Source organism: Paraburkholderia sp. XV (assembly GCF_020177535.1).
GTDB lineage: Bacteria > Pseudomonadota > Gammaproteobacteria > Burkholderiales > Burkholderiaceae > Paraburkholderia > Paraburkholderia caribensis.
In genome coordinates, this window is record NZ_JAGUUD010000025.1 from 1 (window position 1) to 22,373 (window position 22,373).

Consider the following 22,373-nt stretch of genomic DNA (forward strand, 5'->3'; position numbering starts at 1 on the left):
TCAGGCTCCTTACCCAAGACAAGACCCCGCCCTCAAAAGCGGGGTCTTGGCGTTTCCGGCGCATGTTTTTAACGTCGAGCCAGCGGCCCTGCCAAACCGCAACGGCCCAGATCTGTCTATCCCCGCCATCTCCGGACGGCATCAACCTGCATAACCGTCACCAGGCGGGGCGATCGTCAGCTTGGCCGACCCGCGGCCACTTTGTGCTCACATCGCGGACCGCACGCCATCGGCGGAGCAGTAAACGCGTCCCTTCGCATACCCATGCTACGTTGGCACGCCCTAAGCCTCAGCTAAAAAACGCTGCGCCAACCGCACCCAGTACGTGGCCCCGACCGGCAGCAGGTCATCGTTGAAATCGTAGCTAGCATTGTGCAGCATACAGGGACCGGCACCATGCCCGGCCTCGCGATGTCCACCGTTGCCGTTTCCGAGGAACGCATAGCAGCCGGGCTTCGCCAACAGCATGAACGAAAAGTCTTCTGCGCCCATCGTTGGTTCGACGGTATCGTCAACCTTCTCCTCTCCGACGACTTCCTTCATCACCGCCGCAGCAAACCGCGCTTCCTTCCCGCTATTGATCGTCGGCGGATAGTTGCGATGGAAGGTCATCTCGACCGAACATTCGTAGGCTTCAGCCGTGCTCTGCACGATCTTTCGCATCCGCGTTTCGATCAGATCGAGCGTCTCTGTCGTGAAAGTTCGAACGGTCCCCGCAAGCCATGCATAATCCGGCACGACGTTGACAGCATCACCGGCATGAATCTGGGTGATCGACAGGACGGCGGTATCGAGCGGCTTTTTGTTGCGCGTGATGACGCTTTGCAGGCCATTCGCGATTTGCACAGCCGTGAACACGGGATCGCGACCGTTATGCGGCAAAGCGGCATGCGAGCCGACGCCTTTAATTTCAATGCGGAACTCGTTGCTCGACGCCATGATCGGACCTTCGGTGACGCCGAAATGTCCCGCGGGCATGCCCGGCCAGTTATGGATGCCAAATACGGCGTCCACCGGAAAGCGCGTGAACAGCCCATCGTCGATCATCGCCTGCGCACCGGCTCCGCCTTCCTCCGCCGGTTGAAAGATGAACACAATCGTCCCGTCGAAATCGCCGTGCTTTGCGAGATGGCGCGCCGCGCCCAGCAGCATCGCGGTATGTCCATCGTGACCGCACGCATGCATCTTCCCTTCGTTTTTCGAGCGGTGATCGAAGGTATTCAGTTCCTGGATAGGCAGCGCGTCCATATCCGCGCGCAAGCCGATTGATTTCGTCCCCGTTCCGCGCTTGAGCACACCGACCACGCCGGTTTTTCCGATGCCTTCATGCACCTCGATACCCCATCCAGCCAATGTCTTGGCGACGAGTGACGCTGTCTGCGTCTCTTCATATCGCAACTCCGGATTGGCGTGGATTGTTCGTCGGAGAGTCTGAATTTCGCCGCGAGCGGCTTGGATTTCAGGAAGCAGTTTCATGATGGATTGAGTGTCTGGCTGTGTGTGCAGTTGATCCGGACAGTCGATTCCGGAGAAGATCAAAATCGATTCTACGCCGATCCCCATTTTTGACGGCCATGTGTCGGATCCGGACGCCGGAACGTAATAAAATCAACACCTTCATCCGCGCAGTCCCTCGATACAAACATGAACGCTCCCGCTGAATTCGCCCGCGCCGTCTGTCCGCACGATTGCCCCGATACCTGCGCAATGCGCGTAACCGTCGACAACGGCCGCGCGATCAAGGTTGTCGGCGAACCGGATCACCCGCCGACGCAAGGCGTCCTGTGCACGAAGGTCAGCCGTTATGCGGATCGCGTGCATCATCCACACCGGCTCACGACGCCGATGCGGCGGATCGGTCGAAAAGGCGAAGGGCGCTTCGAGCCGATCAGTTGGGATGAAGCGCTGCGCCTCGCCGGCGAGCGTCTGTCGGAAATCGCCGGCCGTGCGCCGGAAGCGATCGTGCCGTACAGCTACGCCGGCACAATGGGTTTCGTGCAGGGCGACAGCATCGCGCAGCGCTTTTTCCATAAGCTCGGCGCGTCGCAACTGGACCGGACCATTTGCGCAGCGGCTGGCGCGGCGGGTCTCAAATATACATACGGCGCAAGCCTCGGGATGCTCACGGAGTTTTTCTCCGAGAGCGAGGTGATTCTGATCTGGGGCGCAAACCCGATCGCGTCGAATCTGCACTTCTGGACGCGGGCGCAAGAGGCGAAGCGCAACGGCGCGCGCCTGATCGCAATCGACCCATACCGCTCGCTCACTGCTGAAAAATGCCATCAGCACATTGCGCTCAAGCCGGGCACGGATGGCGCGCTTGCGCTGGGCATGATGCGCGTGCTGATCGAAGAAGACATGCTCGATCGCGCCTACATCGCTGATCACACGCTTGGATTCGATCAACTGAGAGCGCGCGCTCTCGACTATCCGCCTGCGCGCGTCGCTGAGATCTGTGGAATCGACGAGCAGGTGGTCGTGGATCTGGCGCGTCTCTACGGCAGCACGAAAAAGTCGGCGATTCGCCTGAACTACGGCATGCAGCGTGTACGCGGCGGCGGCAACGCCGTTCGCGCAATCGCTTGCCTGCCGTCGTTGACGGGCGCCTGGCGCGAGCGTGCGGGCGGTGCGCTGTTGTCGTCGTCCGGCTGGGCGCCTGTCGATTCACACGCGTTGTCGCGGCCCGACCTGATGCCGGGCTGGCCTTCGAAACAGCCGCGCGTCGTGAATATGAACGCTATCGGCGACGCGCTTTGCCATTCGGGTGACGCCGCATTCGGGCCGAAGGTCGAGGCGATCGTCGTGTACAACTCGAACCCTGTCGCGGTGGCGCCGGATTCCGAGCGCGTCGCCGCCGGCTTTGCGCGCGAAGATCTGTTCACGATCGTGCTCGAGCACTTCCAGACCGACACGGCCGACTATGCCGATCTGCTGCTGCCCGCTACGACGCAGCTCGAGCATCTCGATGTCCATAAGTCTTACGGGCACACGCACGTGATGGTCAACCTGCCCGCGATCGCGCCCGTCGGCGACGCGCGGCCGAACACGGAAATCTTTCGCGGTATCGCGCGCGCGATGGGCCTCGACGAGCCGGCGCTGTATGAAAGCGATGAGGCGGTGGCGTCGTCGGCGTTTCGTTGGAACGATCCGATGCTGGAAGGCCACAGCTGGGAGACGCTCAAGCGCGACGGCTGGGCAAAGCTGAATGTCCCCGATGCGCCGTTTGCGAATGGCGGCTTTCGCACACCATCGGGCAAGTGCGAGTTCTATAGCGAGCGACTCGCGCAATTGGGCCTCGAACCGGTGCCGGATTATCTGCCGCCTTATGAGTCGGCAGACGGCTCACCTGAACTCGCGGCCCGCTATCCGCTCGCGATGATCTCGCCGCCCGCGCGCAATTTCCTCAACAGCACGTTCGTGAACGTCGAAAGCCTGCGTGCGACGGAAGGCGAGCCGCATCTCGATATCCATCCCGCCGACGCAAGCAAACGCGGCATCAACGACGGCGATCAGGTCCGCATCTTCAACGATCGCGGTTCGATGCAAGCGCGCGCCCGCGTGACCGACAAGGCACGCGTTGGACTCGTCGTCGGCCTGTCGATCTGGTGGAAAAAGCTCGCGCCGGACGGTCGCAACGCCAACCAGGTCACGAGCCAGGCGTTGACCGACCTGGGCGGCTCCGCCACCTTCTACGACTGTCTCGTCGAGGTCGAACGAGCCTGAGTGGCTTTTCGCACGCGCGGCGGGAACGCGACCGCTGCGCCTTCGTGCCCGGTCCGTGCGCTTTCGAGTGCACCGTCTAACTGGGGGCTTATCCCGAATGTCGGCACGTGTGCGCATGCTACGATGCGGCTTTTAGCACGACCATTCGAAAATCACGGAGGAGACGCCGTATGGAAAAAGTCTGGCTGAAGTCGTATCCGCCCGGCGTGCCAAAAGAGATCGATCCGACGCAATACGAGTCGGTCACCGACATGCTGGAGGAGAGCTTCCGCGAATATCGCGCAAAGCCGGCGTTTGCCTGCATGGGCAAGCAGATCACGTACGGCGAACTCGACAGCCTGTCGACGCGCCTTGCCGGTTGGCTCCAGTCGAAGGGCATTGCGCGCGGTGCGCGTATCGCCATCATGATGCCCAACGTCCTGCAGTATCCGGTCGCGCTCGCGGCGATCCTGCGCGCGGGTTACGTCGTCGTGAACGTGAACCCGCTTTACACGCCGCGCGAGCTCGAGCATCAGCTCAAGGACAGCGGCGCGGAAGCGATCATCCTTCTCGAGAACTTCGCGGTGACGTTGCAGGCGATCGTACGCAATACGTCGATCAAACATATCGTCGTCGCGTCGATGGGCGATCTGATGGGTGCGAAGGGATTGATCGTCAATTTCGTCGTACGTCGCGTGAAAAAGATGGTCCCCGCATGGACTCTGCCGGGCCACGTCAGCTTCAACGATGCCATTTCCGACGGCGCGCGCAGCAAGTTCAAACCTGTGAAGCAGAGTCCCGACGACGTCGCGTTTCTCCAGTACACGGGCGGCACGACGGGTGTCGCCAAGGGCGCCACGCTCCTGCATCGCAATCTGGTCGCGAACGTGCTGCAGTCGCATGTGTGGGTGGAGCCGGCGCGCAAGAAGCGCGGTGACATCGATCAGTTCGTGACCGTTGTAGCACTGCCGCTTTACCACGTGTTCGCGCTGACGGTTTGCGGTCTGCTGACGATCCGCACGGGCGGCCTCGGCGTGCTGATTCCGAATCCGCGCGATATCGCCGGCATGATCCAGTCGCTGCAAGGCTACAAAATCACGACGTTTCCCGCCGTGAATACGCTGTACAACGCGATGCTCAATCATCCCGATTTCGGGAAGCTCGATTTCTCGAATCTGCTGGTTGCAAATGCCGGCGGGATGGCCGTGCAGGAAGCCGTCGCGAACCGCTGGTACGAGCGCACGCGTGCGCCGATCGTCGAAGGCTACGGATTGTCGGAGACGTCGCCGTGCGTCACCTGCAATCCGACCACAGTCACTGAATACAGTGGCACGATCGGCCTGCCGCTACCGTCGACGGAAGTCTCGATCCGCGACGACGACGGCAACGAATTGCCGCCCGGCCAGGCGGGAGAGTTGTGCATCCGTGGTCCGCAGGTGATGGCGGGCTACTGGAACAGGCCCGACGAAACGGCAAAGGTGATGACGTCTGACGGCTTCTTCCGTTCAGGCGACATCGCAACCGTCAACGACGATGGTTTCGTGAAGATCGTCGACCGGAAGAAGGACATGATTCTCGTGTCGGGCTTCAACGTCTATCCGAACGAGATCGAAGACGTGGTCGCCAGGCACCCCGGCGTATTCGAAGTGGCGGCTGTCGGCGTGCCCGACGAGCATTCGGGCGAAGCGGTGAAGCTTTACATCGTGAAGAAGGACGACGCGATCACCGACGCCGACATCTTCGCGTACTGCAAGACTCAGCTGACGGGCTACAAGCGCCCGAGGCTCGTCGAGTTTCGCAAGGAACTGCCGAAGAGCAATGTCGGCAAGATCTTGCGGCGCGAATTGCGTGACGGCCGGGCGTAACGCGTCGGCGCGAGCAAGGTTATAGGCGAGGAGACCTGTGGCGCGAAGATAGATGTGAGAGTCAGCGCCTCAAATCAGGGACGGCCCAATGGTGCAATCCGTTGGGCCGTTTTTGTTTGCATTGGCGCAAGCGACCAAAGGCATCGCAAGCACCAATAAAAAAGGGCGCCCTAAGGCGCCCTCGAGGGTAACTACGCTTTCACAACTTATTAGAACTTGTGACGGATACCAACGCGAGCCGTCAACTGGTTGTTCGAGTTCGACGGCGTCAGGCCGTTGATCGAAGCAACTGCTTGCTGGCCCGTCGAGTCCGTACCCGAAGCATGCTGGTACACGCCGATCAGGTAGACGTCCGTGCGCTTCGACAGGAAGTAGTCTGCGCCCAGTGCGCCCTGGTTGTAGTGCGCGCCGCCATGACCGTTGAACGAAGCGAGGCGCGTGTAATCATATGCTGCGCCCAGAACGAGAGCCGGCGTCAACTGATACTTGAAGTTGATTTCGCCGTTGTTGAACGTTGCCGAGCCGCGGTAAGCCGGAGCCGTGACGTTCTCCGTGCCGAGGTTGCCGAACTGGATGAACGAATACGTCACGCCGACCGTTGCTGCGCCGAACGTGTACGCACCACCCGCGCCAGCGACCTGGTACGAGTTAGCCGAAGCGAAGCCCGAGATGACCGGGTTGCTCTGGACGCCCGTAACCTTGCCGATGTTGTTGGTCGGGTTCGCGCCGCTGCTCGGCACGTTGCCCCAGAAGGAGGTATTCGGATCGCGGACGTTCAAGTAGCCAGCACCCAACACCAGCGGGCCGTTGTTGTAGCCAGCGCCCACCGACCAGATCTGGTTGCGGCCCGTCGCACCTGCAACACCACCGAGGCTATACATGCCGCCGAACGTCAGGCCGGCGTAGTTCGCGCTCGTGAACTTGATTGCGTTGTTCACGCGGTTTGCGTTGTTGAAGTTGTCCAGATCGTCCGGGTGAGCCGCGATGTAGCCGCCCCACTGGTCGCCGGCTTCCAGCGGACCGACATAGTCGACCACGGAGTCGTACTGGCGACCCAGCGTAACCGTACCGAACTGGCTCGACAGACCAACGTAAGCCTGACGGCCGAACAGCGCGCCGCCCTGACCCGACTTACCGCTGTTCACGTCGAAGCCGCTTTCCAGCACGAACACGGCCTTCAGGCCGCCGCCGAGGTCTTCAGTACCGCGCAGGCCCCAACGGCTGCCTTGCAGAACGCCGCTCGACAGGTTGTACAGGCTCTGGTTCGTGCGGCCAGCACCGGCTGCTGCCTGCACGTGGTTCGTGTAGTTAAAACCTTCATCAATAATGCCGTACAGCGTCACGCTGCTCTGAGCGTGAGCGACGCCAGCAAACGCGCCCAATGCTGCAAGAGCGAGAAGCGACTTTTTCATCGAAAGATCTCCAAGGAATTGCGAATTATTTTCAAGCAAGGCAAGTATTTATCTGTGTCGCGACCTTGCGTAACTTCTTCGAGAAGTTGCCACGTAATGTAACAAAGACACCTAAGCGCACAAAGAAAAAGCAGGGCAGCCATCCGGCCGCTGTTTCGTTTACGCAACATGATCTAAAATCCAGAATCGGCCGTCGGAGACGCTTCGGAATTTTTCTTGCCACCGGCCGCAAAGTCTCGCTGGGCAAGGCTTTGCGCGAAGCGTTCCGGACGCCGCGTCGTGGAGGCCAGAATGCTGCTTGATGATTTGATTAATGAGTTCGATCGGGGTTTACGCTCAATGACCGGGGTGTCGCGCATGTCGCGTCCGCTACCCGTGCCGCCCGCTTCGACAGAGCCAGTCGAGCTGACTGATGAAGAGCGCGCGCACGCAGCAGGACTGATGCGCGTGAATCACGTCGGCGAGGTGTGCGCGCAGGCGCTGTATCAGGCGCAAAAACTGGCAACGCGCTCGCCCGCGCTCAAGCAGGCCTTCGAGCACGCCGCGCGCGAAGAGGAAGATCATCTGGCGTGGACGTACAAGCGCCTCGAAGCGCTCAATTCGCGTCCAAGCCTGCTCAATCCGCTCTGGTATGCTGGCGCCCTTGCAATCGGTCTTGCGGCTGGCCGACTTGGTGATCGCGTGAGCCTCGGCTTCATGGCGGAAACGGAGCGGCAGGTGGAACTACATCTGGATGGCCATCTGACCACGCTGCCGGAAGGCGATCACGAGTCGCGTGCGATCGTCGAACAAATGCGTATCGATGAAGCCGCGCACGGCAAGGCCGCAACGGATGCGGGCGGCGTCGAGTTACCGTTCCCGGCGCGCGCGCTGATGCGGGCCGCGTCGAAGATCATGACCCGCACGGCGTATCACGTGTAGCCTGGCTTAAAGCAAAACTGTTCGAAGTGGGCGGCGCACCCCGCGTCGCCCTTGGAAATTCGCTCCAAATCTTCCGTCTTCCCGCGCTTTTCACCCATCACGAACGCTTTTATTCCACGCTCTTCCCTCGCACTTTTCACGTATCACCTTCACAAGTTTCGTTAGTTCATTCATTTATAACGATTTTCCATTTTTAGGCGTCACCTGAGCAGGCGTCGCTAAGTCCTTGTTCTAGCAAACAAAATTCGTCAAAAAACCGCGACTCTCCCTTGACCCGTGTTGGGGGTTACTCTAAAGTGGGAGACAGTGTGAGAAAGTGTATTTTTGTGTGATCCAACGCGCTTTCTTCGGTAAATTTCCAGAATCGGGCGACATCTTTCAGCGCCCTGAAAAGAGGGGAGTGAAGTGTTCCAAGGGGCGTCAGCGCTGACACTCGATGCGAAGGGGCGGATGTCCGTCCCGTCTCGCTATCGTGATGCGCTGCAAGGACAGGCAGAAGGCCGAGTGACGATTACGCGTCACCCGGACGGCTGCCTGTTGCTGTTTCCGCGCCCTGAGTGGGAAGTCTTTCGCGCCAAGATCGTCGCGCTGCCGATGGAAGCCAAATGGTTTCAGCGCATTTTTCTCGGCAGTGCTGCGGATGTCGATCTGGACACGGCTGGCCGTGTGCTGATCGCGCCCGAGCTGCGCCAGGCGGCGAAGCTGGAAAAAGAAGTGATGTTGCTGGGAATGGGAAGCCGGTTCGAGATTTGGGACAAGGAAACCTACGACGCGCAGGAACAGGCGGCGATGTCGCAGGGCATGCCCGAGTCTCTGAAGAACTTCACATTTTGACCGCAGGTAATAGATATGGCGCCTGCGATGAGTAACGAATTGCAGCATCGCACGGTGCTGCTCGAAGAAGCGGTGAATGCGCTCGTCACGCGCGCGGACGGTATCTATATAGATGGCACGTTCGGGCGCGGCGGCCACAGCCGCGCGGTGCTGGCAAAGCTGGGCGAGTCGGGGCGCCTGATCGGATTCGACAAGGACCCGCTCGCCATTGCCACCGCGCAGCAGATCGCCGATCCGCGCTTCGAGATCGTGCATGAAAGTTTCGCATCACTGCGCGACGCGATGAGCGAGCGCGGGGTAGGGCGTGTGTCGGGAGTGTTGCTGGATCTGGGCGTGTCGTCGCCGCAGTTCGACGACCCGGAGCGGGGTTTCAGTTTCCGCGCCGACGGCCCGCTCGACATGCGGATGGACCCGACGCGCGGCGAGTCCGCTGCGGATTGGCTGGCGCGGGCCACGGTGCAGGAAATGACGGAGGTGATACGGGATTATGGGGAAGAACGGTTTGCTTTTCAGATTGCAAAGGCGCTTGCTGCTCGCCGGGCAGAGTCCGACCGTCTTGGGCCTCTCGTCAGCACGGGCGAGCTTGCCCAAATCGTGGCTAACGTCGTCAAAACCCGTGAGAAGGGTAAGGACCCGGCAACCCGCACCTTTCAAGCTATACGGATTCACATCAATCAAGAGCTTGCGGAGCTGCAAGTCGTACTAGAAGCAGCATTGTCGTTGCTGGAGCAAGGGGGGCGGCTGGTCGTGATCAGCTTTCATTCGCTCGAAGACCGGATCGTCAAGCGGTTCATGCAGGCGCACTCGAATGCGCCTGCTGTCGACCGCCGTCTGCCGATCCGCGCCGTCGACCTGCCGAGCCCGCCGCTCAAACTGATTGGCCGCGTATTCGCGAGCGACGCCGAAGTCGCCGCGAACCCGCGCGCCCGTTCCGCCGTGATGCGCGTCGCGGAGCGGATCGCGCCATGAACCGTCTCAATATCTTCCTGCTGATCGTCGTGATGGGTTGTGCGCTTTCGGTCGTCAACGCGACCAATCAGCAGCGTCAGTTCTTTATCCAGTTGCAGCGCGCCCAATCGCAGGAGCGCCAGCTGCAGCAGGACTATTCGCAGCTTCAATATCAGCAGAGCGCGCTGTCGAAGACCTCGCGCATCGAGCAGATCGCGACCGATTCTCTAAAGATGCAGGGCGCGACCACGGGACGCACGCAATATCTGACGCTCGAAGCCGGCTCCGCCAAGGCCGAAGACGCGCCGATCCCGGTCTCGGCGCCGACCCCGGCGTCGGCCGCGAAAGCTCGTGGAGCCACGCGATGAAGAAATCGTCGAACAAGAACAAGAGCGTCGCGTTCTCGGCGAATCCGATTCTCTCGGTGCGCCTGCCGATGTGGCGCTCGAAGCTCGTCGTGTTCCTGCTCTTCATGGCGTTCGTCGCGCTGACGGCGCGCGCGTTCTGGATTCAGGGCCCGGGCAACGGTTTCTATCAGAAGCAGGGCGAAAGCCGCTATCAGCGCCGGCTGGAGTTGCCCGCCACGCGCGGCAAGATTCTCGACCGTAACGGCCTCGTGCTCGCGACGAGCCTGCCCGTGCGCGCAATCTGGGCGATTCCCGAGTCGGTGCCCGACGACCTCGGCGCGGACAAGCTCGCCGATCTCGCCAAGCTGCTCGACATGACGCAGCCGGAGCTGCGCAAGAAGCTGTCGGAAGACAAGACCTTCGTCTATGTGAAGCGCCAGGTGCCCGTCGAAGTGGCCGCGAAAGTGGAAGCGCTGAACATTCCGGGCATCTATCAGCGCAACGAGTACAAGCGCTTTTATCCGGAAGGCGAAATCACGGCTCACCTGATCGGCTTCACGAACGTCGAAGACGAGGGCCAGGAAGGCGTCGAATTGGGCGACCAGAAGCTGCTCGCGGGCATGGCGGGGAGCCGTCGCGTCATCAAGGACCGTCTCGGCCACATCATTGAAGACGTGGACGAGCAGGTTGTGCCGCACAACGGTCAGGACGTCGATCTGTCGATCGACAGCAAGATCCAGTACATCGCGTACACCAACCTGAAAGCGGCCGTGCAGAAGTTCAAGGCGAAAGCTGGCGCCGCGATGGTCATCGACGTGCAAACGGGCGAAGTGCTCGCGCTCGTCAATTACCCGACCTATAACCCGAACGATCGCTCGCATCTGACGGGAGAGCAGTTGCGCAACCGCATCCTGACCGACACGTTCGAGCCGGGCTCGATCATGAAACCGTTCACGGTGTCGCTCGCGCTCGATCTGCACCGCGTTACGCCGACTACACTGGTTGATACGGGTGGCGGCCGTTTCGTGCTGGACGGCGCGCCCATCACCGACGACTCGGGCTTCGGCGTGCTGACGGTGGGCGGCGTGATCCAGAAGTCGAGCAACATCGGCGCGACGAAGATCGCCATGCAGCTCCGGCCCGAAGAGATGTGGAACATGTACACGGGCATCGGTCTCGGCCAGGCGCCGAAGGTCGGTTTCCCGGGTGCGGCGGCGGGTCGTCTGCGCCCCTGGAAGAGCTGGCGCCGTATCGAGCAGGCGACGATGTCTTACGGCTACGGTCTGTCCGTGTCGCTGTTTCAGTTAGGCCGCGCCTACACGGCCATTGCGAACGACGGCCGGATTCTGCCCGTGTCGATTTTCCGCACGCCGAAAGACCAGCCGGCAACAGGCACGCAGGTCTTCGCGCCGACCACCGCGCGCGAAGTTCGCGCGATGCTCGAAACGGTCGTCTCGCCGGGCGGCACGTCGCCGGATGCAGCGGTGCCCGGCTATCGCGTCGGCGGCAAGTCGGGTACGGCGTACAAGCACGTGGGCCGTGGCTATGACCACAGCAAGTACCGCGCGTCGTTCGTCGGCATGGCGCCGATGCCGAATCCGCGCATCGTGGTGGCCGTGTCCGTCGACGAACCGACGGCGGGCAGCCACTTCGGCGGCCAGGTGTCGGGCCCGGTGTTTTCGTCGATCGTCGGCGACACGCTGCGCTCGCTGAACGTGCCGCCCGATCAGCCCGTCAAGCAGATGGTCGTATCGGACGAAACGAATCCCGCGAAGCCCGCCGCCGCGTCGCAGCCGGCCGCGAATGGTGCAAACGGTGCAAAGAGACTTTCGACGCATGCCGCGCCGAAGAAGCTGCAGATTTCAGACAGTACGAAGAACCGCCCCGGAGTAGTCAGATGAGTGCGCTGCGTTCTTCTCATCCAGCGCAACAGCAGATTGCTGACGCGCTAGCCTGGCTGCGCGCACGCGTGCAGCCAGGTGCGCATTTGCACGCCGATACCCGCAAAATCGCGGCCGGCGACGTTTTCCTCGCGTACGCCGTTGACGGCGCCGACAACCGCCCTTTCATCGCGAACGCGATCGAGCGCGGCGCGGCTGCCGTGCTCGTTCAGCCAGAAGACTTCACGGGGGATATCGATCCCGCGACGACGTTCGCGGTGCCGCGCCTGAACGAACTGGCGGGCACGATCGCGAGTGCGTGGTACGGCGATCCGAGCGACGCGATGCGCGTGATCGGCGTGACGGGCACGAACGGCAAGACGTCGTGCACGAACTGGATTTCGGCCGCGTTGACGGCGCTTGGCCAGCCGTGCGCGATTATCGGCACGCTCGGCAGCGGCATGCCGGGCCACCTCGTGTACACAGGCTTCACGACGCCCGACGCGCCGCAACTGCAACGCAACCTCGCGCAGTTGCGCGCCGCGGGCGCCAAAGCGGTCGCGATGGAAGTGTCGTCGCACGCGCTGCATCAGGGCCGCGTGAACGGCACCGCGTTCAGCGTCGCCGTGTTCACGAATCTCACGCAAGATCATCTCGACTATCACGGCACGTTCGAAGCCTACGAAGCGGCGAAGGCGCGCCTGTTTGCGTGGCCGGAACTGAAGGCCGCCGTCATCAACGCCGATGACGAAGCGGGCCGTCGCATGATCGCGAGCACCAAAGGCCACGCGAAGACCATCGCCTACGCGCTTCAATCGCACGCCGACGTGCAGGCCGACGCGTCGATCGTCGCGTCCAAGGTGCGTGCGACGGCGACGGGCACGGCGTTTCACATCGCGTCGGACTGGGGCAACACCGACATCGAAGTCAACACGCTCGGCACGTTCAACGTGAGCAATCTGCTCGGCGTGCTTGGCGCGCTGCTCGCCTCCGACGTGCCGTTCGACGCCGCTGTCGCGCAACTGGCGAAGCTCGAATCGGTGAACGGCCGGATGGAACGCCTCGGCGGCCGCCTGCAGAACGATGAGCCGCTCGTCGTGATCGACTTCGCGCACACGCCGGACGCGCTGGAAAAGACCTTGACGGCATTGCGCCCGATCGCGGATGCGCGCGGCGGCAAGCTGATCTGCATGTTCGGCTGCGGCGGCGACCGCGACGCGACCAAGCGCCCGCTGATGGGTGAAATCGCGGAGCGCTGCGCCGACAGCGTGGTCGTGACGAGCGACAACCCGCGCAGCGAAAATCCGCAGAAAATCATCGAGCAGATCGCGGCCGGCATGAAGGACGCGTCGAAGGCGCGCCGCATCGAAGACCGCGCGAGCGCGATCCTGCAAGCCGTGCGTTGCGCGGCGCGCGAAGACGTCATCGTGCTGGCGGGCAAGGGGCACGAATCGACGCAGGAAATCATGGGCAAGAAGCGCGCGTTCTCGGACCAGGATCACGCGCGGCTCGCGCTGGCTGCTCGCGTCACGCATGCACGCGGAGGTGGCGAATCATGATGTTCACGCTGCGTGAAGCCGCCGCGCTGATTCCTGGCGCCAAAGTAACAGGCGACGAGTCGGTCGCATTCGAACGCGTCTCGACGGACAGCCGTTCGTGCGGTCCCGGCGATCTGTTCGTCGCGCTAAAGGGCGACCGTTTCGACGCGCACGATTTTCTCGCCGACGTCGCCTCGCGCGACGTGAGCGCGGTGCTCGTCACCCGCACGCCGGACAACTTCAACGTGCCCGCATTGCGCGTAACGGGCGACACGCGCACGGCGTTGGGCGCATTGGCCAACGGCTGGCGTCGCCGCTTTACGATGCCGCTCGTCGCGGTGACGGGCAGCAACGGCAAGACGACAGTCAAGGAAATGATCTCGTCGATCTTCGCGGCGGCTGTCGGCGAACAATCGCGTCTCGCGACGGCTGGCAACTTCAACAACGACGTCGGCTTGCCGCTGACGCTGTTCCGCCTGAACGAAGCGCATCAGCTCGCCGTCGTCGAACTCGGCATGAATCATCCGGGCGAAACGGCGCTGCTCGGCACGATTGCCGAGCCGACTGTCGCGGTCGTCAATAACGCGCAGCGCGAGCATCAGGAATTCATGGCGACTGTCGAGGCGGTCGCGCTCGAACACGCGAGCGTGATTCACGCGCTGAAGCCGGAAGGCGTCGCTGTGTTCCCGGCCAACGATGCTTACGCCGGTATCTGGCGCGTCGCGGCAACGGGCAATCGCATCGTCGATTTCGCGTTGAACACGAACGAACGCACGACGGAAGCTGCAGTCCAAGGCACGCTCGACGGCAATCAGTTGAGCATCGATACGCCCGAAGGCCATCTCGACGTCACGCTGCAAGTGCTCGGCGCGCACAACGCGCACAACGCGCTGGCAGCCACGGCGGCTGCGCTGGCGTCGGGTGTTTCGCTCGAAGCGATCAAGCGCGGTCTCGAAGCATTCGGCGCAGTGAAGGGCCGCTTGCAGGTGAAGCGCGCGGTACTCGGCGCGATGGCGGGCGCAACCGTGATCGACGACACGTACAACGCCAATCCCGATTCGATGCTCGCCGCCATCGACGTGCTCGCTGAGCGTCCGTCGCCGCGCGTGCTGGTGATGGGCGACATGGGCGAAGTCGGCGACAACGGCCCGGCGTTTCATCGCGAAGTCGGCGCGTACGCGAAGGCGCGCGGCATTGACGCGCTGTATGCGCTGGGCGATGCGTCGCGCGATGCCTGCGCCGCGTACGGCAGCGAAGCACACCATTGCGACGACGCGGCTGCGCTCGTCGCGCAATTGCAGCAGGCCGGTTACGGCGCGGCTGCGACGTATCTCGTGAAAGGCTCGCGCTTCATGAAAATGGAACGCGTGGTGGACGCCGTTACGAGTCCACAACCCGCTGCACCGGGCAACGCGCCCGGCGCACACTGAAAGAGAAGGACAGAAGTATGTTACTGGCGCTGGCGCAATGGCTGCAGAACGACGTAGGCTTTTTGCGCGTGTTCAGTTATCTGACGTTTCGTGCAGTCGCGGCGACGATCACCGCACTGCTGATCGGGCTCGTCTGCGGCCCGTGGGTGATTCGCAAGCTCGCGCAGATGAAAGTCGGCCAGGCCGTGCGCAAGGACGGCCCGCAGACGCACCTCGTGAAATCCGGCACGCCGACGATGGGCGGCGTGCTGATACTGATCGGTATCGCCGTGTCCACGCTGTTGTGGGCCGACCTGACCAACCGCTTCATCTGGATCGTGATGCTCGTCACGTTCGGCTTCGGCGTGATCGGCTGGGTCGACGACTATCGCAAGGTCGTCTACAAGGACCCGCGCGGCATGTCGTCGCGCGAAAAGTATTTCTGGCAGTCGGTGATTGGCCTGTTCGCAGCCGTGTATCTCGCGTTCAGCGTGTCGGAAGCGAGCAACGTGCGCGTGTTCGACCTGTTCATGGCGTGGGTGCGCAGCGGTCTTTCGATGGGCCTGCCCGCCCGCGCCGACCTGTTGCTGCCGTTCCTCAAATCGATGACCTATCCGCTCGGCGTGTGGGGCTTTATCGCGCTGACGTATTTCGTGATCGTCGGTTCGAGCAACGCAGTGAACCTCACCGATGGCCTCGACGGCCTCGTCATCATGCCCGTCGTGCTGGTCGGCTCGTCGCTCGGCGTGTTCGCGTACGTGATGGGCAGCGCGGTCTATTCGAAATACCTGCTGTTCCCGCACATTGCGGGCGCGGGCGAAATGCTGATTTTCTGCTCGGCGATGGGCGGGGCAGGCCTGGCGTTCCTCTGGTTCAACACGCACCCGGCGCAGGTGTTCATGGGCGACGTCGGCGCGCTCGCACTGGGCGGCGCGCTCGGCACGATCGCCGTGATCGTGCGTCAGGAAATCGTGCTGTTCATCATGGGCGGGATTTTCGTCGCCGAGACGGTGTCGGTGATGTTGCAGGTCACGTGGTTCAAGTTCACGAAGGCACGTTTTGGTGAAGGCCGTCGCATCTTCAAGATGGCGCCGCTGCATCACCACTTCGAATTGTCGGGCTGGAAGGAAACGCAAGTGGTGGTGCGCTTCTGGATCATCACGCTGATGTTGTGCCTGTTCGGTTTGTCCACGCTCAAGTTGCGTTAAGCCGCATTCGAGTCGTACTTAAGGTCGCAAGCAAGTCGCAAAGCAAGGGGAAGCAGTCGATGTTTGGCGAGAAGTTTCGGGATCGGCAAAAGCCGATGGTGCTCGTGCTGGGGCTCGGTGAATCGGGCCTCGCGATGGCGCGCTGGTGCGCGCGGCATGGTTGCCGCCTGCGCATTGCCGACACGCGCGAAGTGCCGCCGAACCTGTCTGCGCTCGAAGCGCATGGCATCGAGGGGAATTTCGTCGGCGGGCCGTTTTCCGAGGTGCTGCTCGAAGGCGTGGAGCTGGTTGCGATCAGCCCCGGCTTGTCGCCGCTCGCCGCCGATCTCCTGCCGCTAATCGCCGCCGCGCGCGACCGCGACATCCCCGTGTGGGGCGAACTCGAATTCTTCGCGCAGGCGTTGCGCACGCTCGGCGAAAGCGGCTACGCGCCGAAGGTGATCGCGATCACGGGGACGAACGGCAAGACCACCACGACGAGTCTGACGGGCCTGTTGTGCGAGCGCGCGGGCAAGAAGGTCGCGGTCGCGGGCAACATCAGCCCGGCCGCGCTCGACAAGCTCACGGAAGCAATCGACAACACCGCGCTGCCCGACGTCTGGGTGCTCGAACTGTCGAGCTTCCAGCTGGAAACCGCGCACACGTTCGAGCCGGACGCCGCCGTGATCCTGAACATCACGCAGGATCATCTCGACTGGCACGGCGGTCTCGATGCTTACGCTGCGGCTAAGGGCAAGATTTTCGGCAAGAACACGGTGCGCGTGCTCAACCGCGACGACGCGCGCGTGATGGCGCTCGCGCCGTCGCAGCCAGGCGGCGCGCAGGTGGTGACGTTCGGCGTCGGCGAACCGGCGCGCGACGGCGACCTCGGCTTGATGCGCGAAAGCGGCATGGTCTGGCTCGTCGATGCGCACGACCGCGACGCGACCGACGAGCCCACGCCCACGCGCCGTCGCAAGAGCGAATCCACGACGCCGCCGAACATCGGGCTGAAGCGTCTTATGCCCGCTGACGCGCTGCGTATCCGCGGCTTGCATAACGCGACGAATGCGCTGGCCGCATTCGCGCTCGCGCGCGCCATCGGTCTGCCCGGCGCGCCGCTGCTGCACGGTTTGCGCGAGTATCGCGGCGAGCCGCATCGCGTCGAACTGATTGCGTCGATCGACGGTGTGGATTACGTCGACGACAGCAAGGGCACCAATGTCGGCGCGACGGTCGCGGCGCTTGACGGCCTCGCGCAGCGCGTCGTGCTGATCGCGGGCGGCGACGGCAAGGGTCAGGAGTTCGATCCGCTCGCCGAGCCGGTGATGCGCTGGTGCCGCGCGGTGATGCTGATCGGCCGCGACGCGCCGCAGATTCGCGCGGCGCTCGCGCATACGGGCATCGCAATGACCGATCACGCGACGCTCGAAGAAGCGACGCGCGCAGCCAGCGCGATCGCGCAGCCGGGCGACGCCGTCTTGCTGTCGCCCGCGTGCGCCAGCTTCGACATGTTCAAGGGTTACGCGCACCGCGCCGCCGTGTTCAAGAGCGCGGTCGAAGACATCGCTGCCGAACGGGGGACGATGATATGAGCTGGACGGAACGCTTCGGGTCGCAACTCGGCAAGCAGCGCGGCTCCGCAGGTGGCGCGGCGGCCGAGCGCACGTCGCGCACGGGCGGGCTGTCGAGCGCCGTCAACGGTGTGCGTCCGCTGCGCTCGCGGATGCTCGACTACGACCACTCGCTGCTGTGGGTCGTCGTCGCGCTGCTGGGTCTCGGCGTCGTGATGGTGTACTCGGCGTCGATCGCCATGCCGGACTCGCCGAAGTATGCGTCGTATCGCGACTACGCGTTTCTCGTGCGCCAGCTCATCTTCGTCGTGATGGGCTCGGTCGCGGGCGTGATCGCGTTCCGCATTCCCATCTCGACGTGGGACAAGTACGCGCCGAAGCTCTTCCTGATCGCGCTCGTCGCGCTCGTGATCGTGCTGATTCCGCACGTCGGCAAGGGCGTGAACGGCGCGCGCCGCTGGATTCCGCTCGGCATCACGAACATGCAGCCGTCGGAAATCATGAAGCTCGCCGTGACGATCTATGCGGCGAACTACACGGTGCGCAAGCAGGAATACATGCACAGCTTCGCCAAGGGCTTTCTGCCGATGGGTTTCGCCGTCGGCGTGGTCGGCATGCTGCTGCTGCTCGAGCCGGACATGGGCGCGTTCATGGTGATCGCGGCGATCGCGATGGGTCTGCTGTTCCTCGGCGGCGTGAACGGCAAGATTTTCGGCGGACTGGTGGCGACGGCTGTCGGTACATTCACGTTGCTCGTGTGGGCGTCGCCGTGGCGCCGCGAGCGGATCTTCGCGTACCTCGATCCGTGGGACGACCGCTATGCGCAGGGCAAGGCGTATCAATTGACGCACTCGCTGATCGCGTTTGGCCGAGGCGAGTGGTTCGGCGTGGGCCTCGGCGGCAGTGTCGAAAAGCTCAACTATCTGCCCGAAGCGCATACCGACTTCATCCTGGCCGTGATCGGCGAGGAACTCGGTTTCGTCGGCGTGCTCGTCGTGATCCTGATGTTCTACTGGATCGTGCGCCGTTCGTTCGAGATCGGCCGTCAGGCGCTCGCGCTCGACCGCACGTTCGCAGGTCTGGTCGCGAAGGGCGTCGGCATCTGGTTCGGCGCGCAGACCTTCATCAACATGGGCGTGAACCTCGGCCTGCTGCCTACCAAGGGTCTCACGCTGCCGCTCGTCAGCTACGGCGGCTCGGGCATTTTGCTGAACTGCGTCGCGGTGGCGGTGCTGATGCGGGTCGATTACGAAAACCGGGTCCTCATGCGCGGGGGCAAGGTATGACGAAGCAACAACGCACGCTGATGGTGATGGCGGGAGGCACCGGGGGACACGTGTTCCCGGGTCTCGCCGTCGCGCACCTGATGCAGGCGTGGGGCTGGCGCGTCGTGTGGCTCGGCAATCCCGCCGGCATGGAAGCGACGCTCGTCCCGAAACACGGCATTCCGATGGAGTACGTGCAGTTCGGCGGCCTGCGCGGCAAGGGTATGAAGACCAAGCTGATGCTGCCCGTGAATCTGCTGCGCGCGTGCATGCAGAGTCTCTCGGTGCTGCGTCGCGTGAAGCCCGATGTCGTGCTCGGCATGGGCGGCTACATCACGTTCCCGGCGGGCGTGATGACGGCAGTGAGCGGCACGCCGCTCGTGCTGCACGAACAGAATTCGATCGCCGGTCTCGCGAACAAGGTGCTCGCGAAGCTTGCAAAGCGCGTGCTGGTCGCGTTTCCGGACGCGTTGCCGCATGCGGAGTGGACGGGTAATCCTATTCGTGAGGAACTTGCGCGCACGGCAGCACCCAAAGCACGCTACGCCGCGCGTAGTGGTCCGCTGAACGTGCTGGTGGTGGGCGGCAGTCTGGGTGCGGCGGCGTTGAATGAAGCGGTGCCTCGCGCGCTGGCCCGACTCGCACCGCAAGAGCGTCCGCGCGTCGTGCATCAGGCGGGCGCGAAACACATCGACGCATTGCGCGCGAACTACGAAGCAGCCGGCATCGCGACGGGCGACGACGTGCAACTCGTGCCGTTCATCGACGACATGACGAGCGCCTATGCGAATGCCGATCTCGTGATCTGCCGTTCGGGCGCGATGACGGTCGCCGAGATCGCGGCGGTGGGCGTGGCGGCATTCTTCGTGCCGTTCCCGTACGCCGTCGACGATCACCAGACAACTAACGCAGCGTTTCTCGCCGATCACGGCGCGGCGCTGCTCGTACAACAGCGCGATCTGTCGGTGGATAACCTCGCTGACTGGTTGCGCAGCCAGACGCGAGCGTCGCTCGCGGACATGGCGGAGCGTTCGCGCTCGCTCGCGAAACCCGATGCCACCGAACAGGTCGCGCAGATCTGCGCAACGGTGGCAGGCGTGACACCGAGCCTGAGCCCGGAAGGAAAGCAGCAATGAAACATATCGTCAAACACATTCACTTCGTCGGGATCGGCGGCGCGGGCATGAGCGGCATCGCCGAAGTGCTCGTCAATCTCGGCTATCAGGTGAGCGGTTCGGACCTGTCGCGCAATGCGGTGACGGAGCGCCTCGCTGCGCTCGGCGCGCGCATCGCGATCGGTCACGACGCAGAGAACATCGAAGGCGCGAACGCCGTCGTCGTATCGACGGCCGTGCGCAGCGACAACCCTGAAGTGCTGGCCGCGCGCCATCGCCGTATTCCCATCGTGCCGCGCGCGGTGATGCTCGCGGAACTGATGCGCCTGAAGCAGGGCATCGCGATTGCCGGCACGCACGGCAAGACGACCACGACTTCGCTGGTGGCGAGCGTGCTCGCGGCGGGCGGCCTCGATCCGACCTTCGTGATCGGCGGACGGCTGATCAGCGCGGGCGCGAATGCGCGCCTCGGCACGGGCGATTTCATCGTCGCCGAAGCGGACGAATCGGATGCGTCGTTCCTGAACCTGTTCCCGGTGATCGAAGTCATCACGAACATCGACGCCGATCACATGGACACCTACGGCCACGACTTCGCGCGACTCAAGCAGGCGTTCATTGAATTTACGCACCGTCTGCCGTTCTACGGTATTGCGGTGCTGTGCGTCGACGATCCGAACGTGAAGGAGATCCTGCCGTTCGTGTCGAAGCCGATCATCCGCTACGGCTTTGCGCCCGACGCGCAGGTGCGCGCCGTCAATGTCGAGGCGCGCGAGGGCAAGATGCATTTCACGGCGATGCGCGAAGACGCGGCGCCCATCGACATCATCTTGAATCTGCCTGGCCTGCACAACGTGCAGAACGCATTGGCCGCAATTGCGATTGCGACTGAACTCGAGGTGAAAGATGCCGATATCCAGCGAGCGCTCGCGGATTTCAACGGCGTCGGCCGGCGTTTCCAGCGCTACGGCGAAGTGAGCGTGACGGGCGGCGGCGCCTACACGCTCGTCGACGACTACGGTCATCACCCGGTGGAAATGGCCGCGACGATTGCGGCGGCGCGTGGCGCATTCCCCGACAAGCGCCTCGTGCTCGCATTCCAGCCGCACCGCTTCACGCGCACGCGCGACTGCTTCGAGGATTTCGTCAAGGTGCTGTCGACGGTCGATGCGCTCGTGCTGACGGAAGTCTACGCAGCGGGCGAGGCGCCCATCGTCGCCGCGGACGGCCGTTCGCTCACGCGTTCGATCCGTGTGGCGGGCAAGGTCGAGCCGGTGTTTGTCGAAACAGTAGATGAAGTGCCGGACGCGCTCGCTGCAATCGTGCGCGACGGCGATGTGGTGATCACGATGGGCGCAGGTTCGATTGGCGGTGTGCCGGGTCGGCTTGCAGGAAATGAAGGTGCGAAATGAGCAGTATCCATCCTAAATCTTTTGGCAAGGTCGCGGTCCTTCTCGGCGGTGTATCCGCCGAGCGCGAAGTGTCGCTGAACTCCGGCCGTCTCGTGCTGCAAGGGCTGCGCGATGCGGGTGTCGACGCGCATCCGTTCGATCCGTCCGAGCGTCCGCTCGCGGCGTTGAAGGACGAAGGCTTCGTGCGCGCGTTCAACGCGCTGCATGGCGGCTACGGCGAGAACGGCCAGATTCAGGGCGCGCTCGATTTCTACGGCATCCGTTATACGGGCAGCGGCGTGCTCGGTTCGGCGCTCGGTCTCGACAAGTTCCGCACGAAGCTCGTGTGGCAACAGCTCGGCGTGCCCACGCCGCCGTTCGAAGCCGTGCTGCGCGGCGACGACTACGCCGCGCGCGCGAACGAAATCGTGGCGAAGCTCGGCTTGCCGCTGTTCGTGAAGCCGGCCAGCGAAGGCTCGAGCGTCGCGGTCATCAAGGTGAAGACGGCCGATGCGCTCGTGCCCGCGCTCGAAGAAGCGGTGAAGTTCGACAAGATCGTCGTGGTGGAGAAGAGCATCGAAGGCGGCGGTGAGTACACGGCGTGCATCGCGGGCGATCTCGATCTGCCCATCATCCGCATCGTGCCCGCCGGCGAGTTCTACGACTATCACGCGAAGTACATCGCCAACGACACGCAGTACCTGATTCCCTGCGGCATCGCGGCTGAAGAGGAAGCGCGCCTGAAGAAGATCGCGCGCCAGGCGTTCGACGTGCTCGGTTGCACCGACTGGGGCCGCGCCGACTTCATGCTGGACGGAGAAGGCAAGCCGTATTTCCTGGAAGTGAACACGGCGCCCGGCATGACTGACCACTCGTTGCCGCCGAAGGCGGCGCGTGCGGTCGGCATCAGCTACCAGGAGCTGGTGGTGCAGGTGCTTGCATTGACGCTCAAGGACTGATCGAGAACTAAAGGATAGCGCCCGGA

General features: G+C 63.1%; 18 protein-coding genes. 16 read left to right on the forward strand and 2 right to left on the reverse strand.

What is annotated here, in order from left to right; genetic code table 11:
- Positions 1–282: 282 nt before the first annotated feature.
- Positions 283–1,476, reverse strand: a complete 1,194-nt coding sequence (locus KFO72_RS15035; RefSeq protein WP_054929060.1) for a M20 aminoacylase family protein — start codon at positions 1,474–1,476, stop codon at positions 283–285.
- A 168-nt stretch (positions 1,477–1,644) separates the two neighbouring features.
- Between KFO72_RS15035 and KFO72_RS15040 the strand changes: the two genes are divergently transcribed.
- Positions 1,645–3,723, forward strand: a complete 2,079-nt coding sequence (locus tag KFO72_RS15040) for a molybdopterin-dependent oxidoreductase (protein WP_225032467.1) — start codon at positions 1,645–1,647, stop codon at positions 3,721–3,723.
- Positions 3,724–3,893: 170 nt separating this feature from the next.
- A complete protein-coding gene (locus KFO72_RS15045; RefSeq protein ID WP_225032468.1) occupies positions 3,894–5,567 on the forward strand; it encodes a long-chain fatty acid--CoA ligase in 1,674 nt (557 codons plus the stop codon).
- A 209-nt stretch (positions 5,568–5,776) separates the two neighbouring features.
- On the opposite strand, the gene KFO72_RS15050 is transcribed toward KFO72_RS15045, so the two are convergent.
- Positions 5,777–6,979, reverse strand: a complete 1,203-nt coding sequence (locus KFO72_RS15050; protein ID WP_054929057.1) for a porin — start codon at positions 6,977–6,979, stop codon at positions 5,777–5,779.
- Between KFO72_RS15050 and KFO72_RS15055 the strand changes: the two genes are divergently transcribed.
- The 14 genes from KFO72_RS15055 to KFO72_RS15120 all read left to right on the forward strand — a co-directional run bounded on the left by KFO72_RS15055 (position 6,949) and on the right by KFO72_RS15120 (position 22,347).
- Positions 6,949–7,281 (forward strand): hypothetical protein, encoded by a 333-nt coding sequence (locus KFO72_RS15055; RefSeq protein WP_148654553.1) that lies wholly within the window; start codon positions 6,949–6,951, stop codon positions 7,279–7,281. The two genes, KFO72_RS15050 and KFO72_RS15055, sit on opposite strands and share 31 nt — an antisense overlap.
- Positions 7,271–7,900, forward strand: coding sequence for a 2-polyprenyl-3-methyl-6-methoxy-1,4-benzoquinone monooxygenase (coq7, locus tag KFO72_RS15060; RefSeq protein ID WP_054929056.1), 630 nt, complete (start codon positions 7,271–7,273; stop codon positions 7,898–7,900). Before KFO72_RS15055 ends, coq7 begins: the two co-directional genes overlap by 11 nt.
- Before the next feature lie 405 nt (positions 7,901–8,305).
- On the forward strand, positions 8,306–8,734 hold the full coding sequence (gene mraZ / locus KFO72_RS15065) for a division/cell wall cluster transcriptional repressor MraZ (protein ID WP_009771045.1): 429 nt from the start codon (positions 8,306–8,308) through the stop codon (positions 8,732–8,734).
- A gap of 15 nt (positions 8,735–8,749) precedes the next feature.
- Positions 8,750–9,703 (forward strand): 16S rRNA (cytosine(1402)-N(4))-methyltransferase RsmH, encoded by a 954-nt coding sequence (gene rsmH / locus KFO72_RS15070; protein WP_054929055.1) that lies wholly within the window; start codon positions 8,750–8,752, stop codon positions 9,701–9,703.
- A complete protein-coding gene (ftsL, locus tag KFO72_RS15075) occupies positions 9,700–10,050 on the forward strand; it encodes a cell division protein FtsL (protein ID WP_054929054.1) in 351 nt (116 codons plus the stop codon). The genes rsmH and ftsL overlap by 4 nt, the downstream gene beginning before the upstream one ends.
- On the forward strand, positions 10,047–11,930 hold the full coding sequence (locus KFO72_RS15080; protein ID WP_054929053.1) for a peptidoglycan D,D-transpeptidase FtsI family protein: 1,884 nt from the start codon (positions 10,047–10,049) through the stop codon (positions 11,928–11,930). The genes ftsL and KFO72_RS15080 overlap by 4 nt, the downstream gene beginning before the upstream one ends.
- Positions 11,927–13,468, forward strand: coding sequence for a UDP-N-acetylmuramoyl-L-alanyl-D-glutamate--2,6-diaminopimelate ligase (locus tag KFO72_RS15085; RefSeq protein ID WP_225032469.1), 1,542 nt, complete (start codon positions 11,927–11,929; stop codon positions 13,466–13,468). The genes KFO72_RS15080 and KFO72_RS15085 overlap by 4 nt, the downstream gene beginning before the upstream one ends.
- Positions 13,465–14,877 carry a UDP-N-acetylmuramoyl-tripeptide--D-alanyl-D-alanine ligase gene (locus KFO72_RS15090; protein WP_060599650.1) on the forward strand — a complete coding sequence of 471 codons (1,413 nt, stop codon included), beginning with the start codon at positions 13,465–13,467 and terminating at the stop codon, positions 14,875–14,877. The genes KFO72_RS15085 and KFO72_RS15090 overlap by 4 nt, the downstream gene beginning before the upstream one ends.
- Positions 14,878–14,894: 17 nt before the next feature.
- Positions 14,895–16,064, forward strand: coding sequence for a phospho-N-acetylmuramoyl-pentapeptide-transferase (gene mraY / locus KFO72_RS15095; RefSeq protein WP_007747064.1), 1,170 nt, complete (start codon positions 14,895–14,897; stop codon positions 16,062–16,064).
- A gap of 59 nt (positions 16,065–16,123) precedes the next feature.
- Positions 16,124–17,638, forward strand: coding sequence for a UDP-N-acetylmuramoyl-L-alanine--D-glutamate ligase (gene murD / locus KFO72_RS15100; protein WP_225032470.1), 1,515 nt, complete (start codon positions 16,124–16,126; stop codon positions 17,636–17,638).
- Positions 17,635–18,903, forward strand: coding sequence for a putative lipid II flippase FtsW (gene ftsW, locus KFO72_RS15105; RefSeq protein ID WP_054929049.1), 1,269 nt, complete (start codon positions 17,635–17,637; stop codon positions 18,901–18,903). The genes murD and ftsW overlap by 4 nt, the downstream gene beginning before the upstream one ends.
- On the forward strand, positions 18,900–20,018 hold the full coding sequence (gene murG, locus KFO72_RS15110; RefSeq protein WP_054929048.1) for an undecaprenyldiphospho-muramoylpentapeptide beta-N-acetylglucosaminyltransferase: 1,119 nt from the start codon (positions 18,900–18,902) through the stop codon (positions 20,016–20,018). Before ftsW ends, murG begins: the two co-directional genes overlap by 4 nt.
- Entirely contained in the window at positions 20,015–21,409 is a 1,395-nt protein-coding gene (murC, locus tag KFO72_RS15115) for a UDP-N-acetylmuramate--L-alanine ligase (RefSeq protein WP_225032471.1), read from the forward strand. The genes murG and murC overlap by 4 nt, the downstream gene beginning before the upstream one ends.
- Positions 21,406–22,347: a D-alanine--D-alanine ligase gene (locus tag KFO72_RS15120; protein WP_225032472.1), complete on the forward strand. Its 942-nt coding sequence runs from the start codon at positions 21,406–21,408 to the stop codon at positions 22,345–22,347. Before murC ends, KFO72_RS15120 begins: the two co-directional genes overlap by 4 nt.
- The last annotated feature ends 26 nt before the right edge of the window (positions 22,348–22,373 follow it).

Excerpts from the sequence above, each read along its gene's own strand:
- KFO72_RS15035 (WP_054929060.1), bottom strand. The coding sequence starts at position 1,476 with ATGAAACTGCTTCCTGAAATCCAAGCCGCTCGCGGCGAAATTCAGACT.
- KFO72_RS15040 (WP_225032467.1), top strand. The coding sequence starts at position 1,645 with ATGAACGCTCCCGCTGAATTCGCCCGCGCCGTCTGTCCGCACGATTGC.
- KFO72_RS15045 (WP_225032468.1), top strand. The coding sequence starts at position 3,894 with ATGGAAAAAGTCTGGCTGAAGTCGTATCCGCCCGGCGTGCCAAAAGAG.
- KFO72_RS15055 (WP_148654553.1), top strand. The coding sequence starts at position 6,949 with ATGCTGCAAGAGCGAGAAGCGACTTTTTCATCGAAAGATCTCCAAGGA.
- KFO72_RS15050 (WP_054929057.1), bottom strand. The coding sequence starts at position 6,979 with ATGAAAAAGTCGCTTCTCGCTCTTGCAGCATTGGGCGCGTTTGCTGGC.
- coq7 (WP_054929056.1), top strand. The coding sequence starts at position 7,271 with ATGCTGCTTGATGATTTGATTAATGAGTTCGATCGGGGTTTACGCTCA.
- rsmH (WP_054929055.1), top strand. The coding sequence starts at position 8,750 with ATGGCGCCTGCGATGAGTAACGAATTGCAGCATCGCACGGTGCTGCTC.
- ftsL (WP_054929054.1), top strand. The coding sequence starts at position 9,700 with ATGAACCGTCTCAATATCTTCCTGCTGATCGTCGTGATGGGTTGTGCG.
- KFO72_RS15080 (WP_054929053.1), top strand. The coding sequence starts at position 10,047 with ATGAAGAAATCGTCGAACAAGAACAAGAGCGTCGCGTTCTCGGCGAAT.
- KFO72_RS15085 (WP_225032469.1), top strand. The coding sequence starts at position 11,927 with ATGAGTGCGCTGCGTTCTTCTCATCCAGCGCAACAGCAGATTGCTGAC.
- KFO72_RS15090 (WP_060599650.1), top strand. The coding sequence starts at position 13,465 with ATGATGTTCACGCTGCGTGAAGCCGCCGCGCTGATTCCTGGCGCCAAA.
- mraY (WP_007747064.1), top strand. The coding sequence starts at position 14,895 with ATGTTACTGGCGCTGGCGCAATGGCTGCAGAACGACGTAGGCTTTTTG.
- murD (WP_225032470.1), top strand. The coding sequence starts at position 16,124 with ATGTTTGGCGAGAAGTTTCGGGATCGGCAAAAGCCGATGGTGCTCGTG.
- ftsW (WP_054929049.1), top strand. The coding sequence starts at position 17,635 with ATGAGCTGGACGGAACGCTTCGGGTCGCAACTCGGCAAGCAGCGCGGC.
- murG (WP_054929048.1), top strand. The coding sequence starts at position 18,900 with ATGACGAAGCAACAACGCACGCTGATGGTGATGGCGGGAGGCACCGGG.
- murC (WP_225032471.1), top strand. The coding sequence starts at position 20,015 with ATGAAACATATCGTCAAACACATTCACTTCGTCGGGATCGGCGGCGCG.
- KFO72_RS15120 (WP_225032472.1), top strand. The coding sequence starts at position 21,406 with ATGAGCAGTATCCATCCTAAATCTTTTGGCAAGGTCGCGGTCCTTCTC.